The sequence below is a fragment of the Streptomyces coryli genome, from assembly GCF_011044975.1.
Taxonomy (GTDB): domain Bacteria; phylum Actinomycetota; class Actinomycetes; order Streptomycetales; family Streptomycetaceae; genus Streptomyces; species Streptomyces coryli.
The window spans coordinates 1-5,245 of record NZ_JAAKZV010000381.1 but is presented as its reverse complement, the minus strand read 5'-3'; the positions used below and the strand labels follow the sequence as shown (position 1 = coordinate 5,245).

General features: G+C 71.3%; 6 protein-coding genes. 5 read left to right on the top strand and 1 reads right to left on the bottom strand.

The window, feature by feature from the left end:
• The 5 genes from G5C51_RS39690 to G5C51_RS39670 form a co-directional block, all read left to right on the top strand.
• Positions 1–817: HEAT repeat domain-containing protein (locus tag G5C51_RS39690; protein WP_206314821.1), on the top strand; the 817-nt coding region annotated here is incomplete at its 5' end.
• Between the two features lie 175 nt (positions 818–992).
• Complete coding sequence (locus G5C51_RS39685) at positions 993–1,508, top strand: toxin-antitoxin system HicB family antitoxin (protein ID WP_165245418.1); 516 nt, start codon at positions 993–995, stop codon at positions 1,506–1,508.
• 92 nt (positions 1,509–1,600) lie between these two features.
• Complete coding sequence (locus G5C51_RS39680) at positions 1,601–2,449, top strand: DUF4097 family beta strand repeat-containing protein (RefSeq protein ID WP_165245417.1); 849 nt, start codon at positions 1,601–1,603, stop codon at positions 2,447–2,449.
• A gap of 76 nt (positions 2,450–2,525) precedes the next feature.
• The gene (locus G5C51_RS39675; protein WP_165245422.1) at positions 2,526–3,509 is read left to right on the top strand and encodes an ATP-binding cassette domain-containing protein; all 984 of its coding nucleotides are present in this window, start codon (positions 2,526–2,528) and stop codon (positions 3,507–3,509) included.
• On the top strand, positions 3,506–4,294 hold the full coding sequence (locus G5C51_RS39670; protein WP_165245415.1) for an ABC transporter permease: 789 nt from the start codon (positions 3,506–3,508) through the stop codon (positions 4,292–4,294). Before G5C51_RS39675 ends, G5C51_RS39670 begins: the two co-directional genes overlap by 4 nt.
• Here G5C51_RS39670 and G5C51_RS39665 read toward each other — a convergent pair.
• On the bottom strand, positions 4,275–5,245 hold a 971-nt coding region (locus tag G5C51_RS39665; RefSeq protein ID WP_420824911.1), incomplete at its 5' end, for a tellurite resistance/C4-dicarboxylate transporter family protein. The genes G5C51_RS39670 and G5C51_RS39665 overlap by 20 nt on opposite strands.

Here is a 5,245-nt window from a genome sequence, read left to right as displayed (position 1 = left end):
GGCGTGGTGGGAGCGGAAGCGTCGGGGGGCGGGGAGTCGCTGCGAGGTGTGTCGGGCGGAGGTGCCGGCGGGGGCCGAGGGCGCGCAATTTGAGCGGGTCTATGTGGCCGCGGGGCGGACCGAGGCCGTTCGGTGTCTGTGCATCGGCTGCCGGGAGCGGCATCTTTCGTTTGCCGCTGAGGCTGAGGCTCGGTTCCGGCATGAGCATCCTGTCGATGTGGTGTGCGCGCGGCTGGAGGATTCCGACCGTGGTGTGCGTGCGGAAGCGGCGCGGCAGCTGGTGCGGCTCGATGATCGGCGTGCGGTGTCTGCCCTGTGCGACGCCCTCGCGCGGGAGGCGTCGCCGGGCGCTGCGTTCGAGGACATCGTCGAGGCGTTGGGGGTTTTCGGGGGCCCCGAAGCAGAGCGGGCGCTGATCGGCGTACTGGACGACAAGAAGGCCTGGGCGAGGCCGGACCGGGGCGAGGACTACGGGCGCTCACGTGTCGATATCGTCGCCGAGGCGCTGGTTGCGATGGGCGGATCGGGCTTGTTCGTACGGGCCGTGCTGCGCACGTTGACGTCGAGCGACATCGGGTCGGGGCTGCGGGAACGCGCCGCGCATGAGCTGGCGGACATGGCCTATCGCTCCACCGTCGGATACGGGCTGCTGCCGTGGGTCGATGAGAAGTTGACCGGCGCGGACCGTGAGCTGATGGTCGAGCCCCTCCGGTCCGTGCTGGGCGATCCGAACTGGCAGGTCCGACAGCAGGCGACGACGGCGCTGGGGCACCTCGGCGACGCGCTGGGCAACCTGGGCGGCCCGCGCGCCAGGTGAGCCAGGTGAGCCATGCGGTGCCGCGTGGTGCCACGTGATGCCACGTGATGCCACTCCGGTGCCATTTTGGTTTTCGCGGCATCCTCGCAGGTCAGAGCTCCGATGCTCCCGATGGCGCCACCTCCGGCGCCACTCGGACTTGCGCGTGGTGCCATCGTGGTGCCACTATGGCGTCATGGACCTCACCCCCTATGTCGACAACCTGCACCGCGAGCTCGCGGTGGCCGCCGAGGCCGGCGGGGAAGATGCTCGTGAGTTGGCTGCGCGGCTGACCGCTCCGTTGGAGTCGGCGACGCGGTTGGCCATGCTCAATGTGCTGTCCGATGCGATGGCCGAGATCACTCGCGAGCTGGCGCCGGGGTCGGTCGATGTGCGGCTGCGGGGGCTCGATCCCGAGTTTGTCGTGACGGCGCCGGAGGGGGACGGCTCGTACGAGGACGTGCCGGGGCCCGTCGACACCGTCAAGGCGCCTGTCGCCGATGTCGACGAGGGTGGCACCGCGCGCGTCAATCTGCGGCTGCCGGCGCAGCTCAAGGCGCGGGCCGAGGAGGCCGCGACGCGCGAAGGGCTGTCGGTCAATGCCTGGTTGGTACGGGCCGTGTCGGCTGCCGTCGATGGTGGCGGTGCGCGGCCGCGGACGCCGGAGAAGACCCAGCACATCGGACAGAGCTTTACCGGCTGGGTGCGCTAGCGCCCCGCCCCCTCACGCACTTCACCCACTTCACCTACACACCACGTCCCACCAGCGGGGACGACTCACCGACCCATAAGGACGGGACAGCCATGCCTACTTTCGACACTCCCGAAGCGATCAGCGTCACCGTGCACATGGACGCCGGCTCCATCCAGTTCGTCGCGAGCGATCGCACCGACACCGTCGTCGAGGCGAAGCCTCGTGACCCGAAGCGGGATCTCGACGTCAAGGCCACTCAGCAGACCAAGGTCGCCTACTCGGGCGGCGTGCTGGACATCAGGACGCCCAAGGGTGCGCTGCGCGGGCTCGGTCGTACCGGCACCGTCGATGTGACGGTCGAGCTGCCCACCGGCTCGAACCTCGACATGACCGGCGCCTGGGTGCAGGTGCTCGGCGAGGGGCGGCTCGGTGAGGTCAGCGTGCGGAACTCGTCCGGCGACGTCCGCTTCGACACCACCGGGCCGCTGCAGCTCAGGGCGGCGCACGGCTCGATCACCGTGGACCGGGTCGAGGGGCGGGCCGAGATCGCCACCAGCACCGGCAGCCTGCGGGTCGGCTTCATCGACGGCCCCGCCGTGCTGAAGAACTCGCACGGCACCACGATCGTCGGCGCCGCGATCGGCGAGCTGCGGGTCAGGAACGCCAACGGCGACATCGAGGTCCGGCGCGCCGAGGACTCGGTCACCGCCATTACCGCCCACGGCACCCTGCGCCTGGAGGACGTGGCCCGCGGCACCGTCCAGCTGGAGACCAGCTACGGCGCCATCGACATCGGCGTCCGCGAGGGCACGGCCGCCTGGCTCGACGCCAACTCGAGCTCCGGTCAGGTGCGGAACGCGCTCACCGCGTCCGACGCGCCGGAGGAGACCGAGGACACCGTCACCATCCGGGCCCGCACCAAGTACGGCAACATCGACGTCCGCCGCGCCAAGGTCTGAACCCCTCGCCTTCAATCACCCCCCACCACCACCCACTTCAGCCTCCGATTGGGAGGGCTCCATGCCTTCTTCTGTCATGCCCACGTCCAGCCGGAACGGCGGCATCCCGACGCCGCTCGCCATCTCCACCTCGGAGCTGCGCAAGGCGTACGGCGACAAGGTCGTTCTCGACGGCATCGATCTGCGCATCCCGGCCGGGTCGGTTTTCGCCCTCCTCGGGCCGAATGGCGCCGGCAAGACCACCGCCGTGAAGATCCTGTCCACCCTCATCTCCGCCGACGGCGGGCAGGCCCAGGTCGCGGGCCACGACGTCGCGACCGCCCCCGACGGGGTACGGGCCGCGATCGGTGTCACCGGGCAGTTCTCCGCCGTCGATGGGCTGATCACCGGCGAGGAGAACATGCTCCTCATGGCCGACCTGCACCACCTCTCCAAGCGGGAAGGCAGGCGCGTCACCGCCGAGTTGCTCGAGCGGTTCGACCTCACCGACGCCGCCAAGAAGCCCGCGCAGTCCTACTCCGGCGGCATGAAGCGGCGCCTCGACATCGCCATGACGCTGGTCGGCAGCCCGCGGATCATCTTCCTCGACGAGCCGACCACCGGCCTCGACCCGCGCTCCCGCAGCAACATGTGGGGGATCATCCGCGAGTTGGTCGCCGACGGCGTCACCGTCTTCCTCACCACGCAGTACCTCGACGAGGCCGACGAGCTCGCGGACCGTATCGCCGTCCTCAACGACGGCAGGATCGCCGCCGAAGGCACCGCGGAGGAGCTCAAGCGGCTGATCCCCGGCGGGCACATCCGGCTGCGGTTCGCCGACCCGGGCGCGTACCAGCGTGCCGCCGACGCCCTGCGCGAGGTCACCCGCGACGACGAGGCGCTGACGCTGCAGCTTCCCAGCGACGGCAGCCAGCGCGAGCTCCGCTCGATCCTCGACTGGCTCGACTCGGCGGGGATCGAGGCCGACGAGCTGACCGTCCACACCCCCGACCTCGACGACGTCTTCTTCGCCCTCACCGGGCCCGCCGTCCCCAACCAGTCCAAGGAGACTGCCCGATGACTTCCCTCGCCCTCGCCGCCCGCGACTCCAGCACCATGCTGCGGCGCAATCTGCTGCACGCCCGCCGCTATCCGTCGCTGACGCTGAATCTGCTGCTGACGCCGGTCGTGCTGCTGCTGCTCTTCGTCTATATCTTCGGCGACGCGATGAGCGCGGGCCTCGGCGCCGGGGCGGACCGCTCCGACTACATCGCCTATATCGTCCCCGGCATCCTGATGATGACCGTCGGCGGCACCGTGGTCGGTACGGCCGTGTCGGTCGCCACCGACATGTCGGAGGGCATCGTCGCCCGCTTCCGTACGATGTCGATCCACCGCGGCTCGATCCTGATCGGGCATGTCATCGGCAGCGTCGTGCAGTCCATCGCCAGCGTGCTCCTGGTCGGGGCGGTCGGCGTGGCCATCGGCTTCCGGTCCACGGACGCCAATGTGCTGGAGTGGCTGGCGGCGCTCGGTCTGGTCGCGCTCTTCGCCCTCGCCCTGACCTGGATCGCCGTCGGGATGGGCATGGTCAGCCCGAACGCGGAGGCGGCCAGCAACAACGCGATGCCGCTGATCCTGCTGCCGCTGATCTCGTCCGCCTTCGTGCCGGCCGAGTCGATGCCGGGCTGGTTCCAGCCGATCGCCGAGTACCAGCCCTTCACGCCGGCCATCGAGACCCTGCGCGGCCTGCTGCTGGGCAGCGAGATCGGCAACCAGGGCTGGATCGCCATCGCCTGGAGCGTGGCCCTGACCGTCCTCGGCTACTACTGGTCGAAGGCGAGCTTCAGCCGCGACCCGAAGTGACCCGCTGCCGCACCGCCCCCGCGCAGGTGAGCAGCCACGCCGCCACCGCCGGCCACAGCAGCACGCGCCCCACGGTCGCCGCCCAGTCCACCCCCGCCGCCGCGGACACGGACAGGGCGGCGACCGCCGTCATGCCCATCGGGAACACCGTCGCCCAGCGGCGCACGTCGTACCGCGGGCGCGGATAGCGCAGCTCGGCGAGGAGCAGCACGGCGTACCAGGCGAGGTCGAGGGCGAGGAGCGCGAGCGTTACGGCCCGTAGCACCGGGGCGTCGTGCCACTGCGGCAGCGCCAGCAGCTTCGCGCCGGCGAGGGCGGAGATGGCGAGCGCGCCGCCGGCCACCCATTGGTCGCCGGCGCCGGTACGGACGTTGCCGAGGTCGAAGCGGGAGAAGGCCGCCCCGTACAGCACCAGGCCGAGGGCGAAGATCACGACCGCGGGCCACGCCAGCCAGGCCGCGGGCAGCGTGGCGGCCAGCGTGCCGGCGAGCACGACGAGGCCCTGGGTGGCCACGCACACGAGGAAGACCGCCCCCGGCATCCGCCGCCCCCAGTGCCGTACCACCGCGGTCAGCAGCACCGGCCACAGCAGCGCGGCGACCACCAGCAGCGCCACCGCGACCGGCCGGGCGCCGCCGCCGAGCAGCGCGAGCCGGGTGCCGAGGACGGTGCTCGCGGCGACGGCGGTGAGCGCGGGCGGGGTGTCGGCCTCGGCGACCCAGCGGGCGGGGGTGCGCAGCAGCCGGTACGCGAAGAGGCCGGCGAGGGTGAGCCAGGCGGCGGCGGTGAGGGCGAGGGCGACGCGGGAGACGCCTTCGTGTCCGGTGAGATGAAGGCCCACGGAGAGGATGCCGGTGGCCATTACGGCCGAGCCGGCCGCGGGCGGCAGCGCCGTCCAGCGGCTTTCGGCGGTCATGACACCAGGGTTGGTGGCGGGGGCGGGGTTCGCAG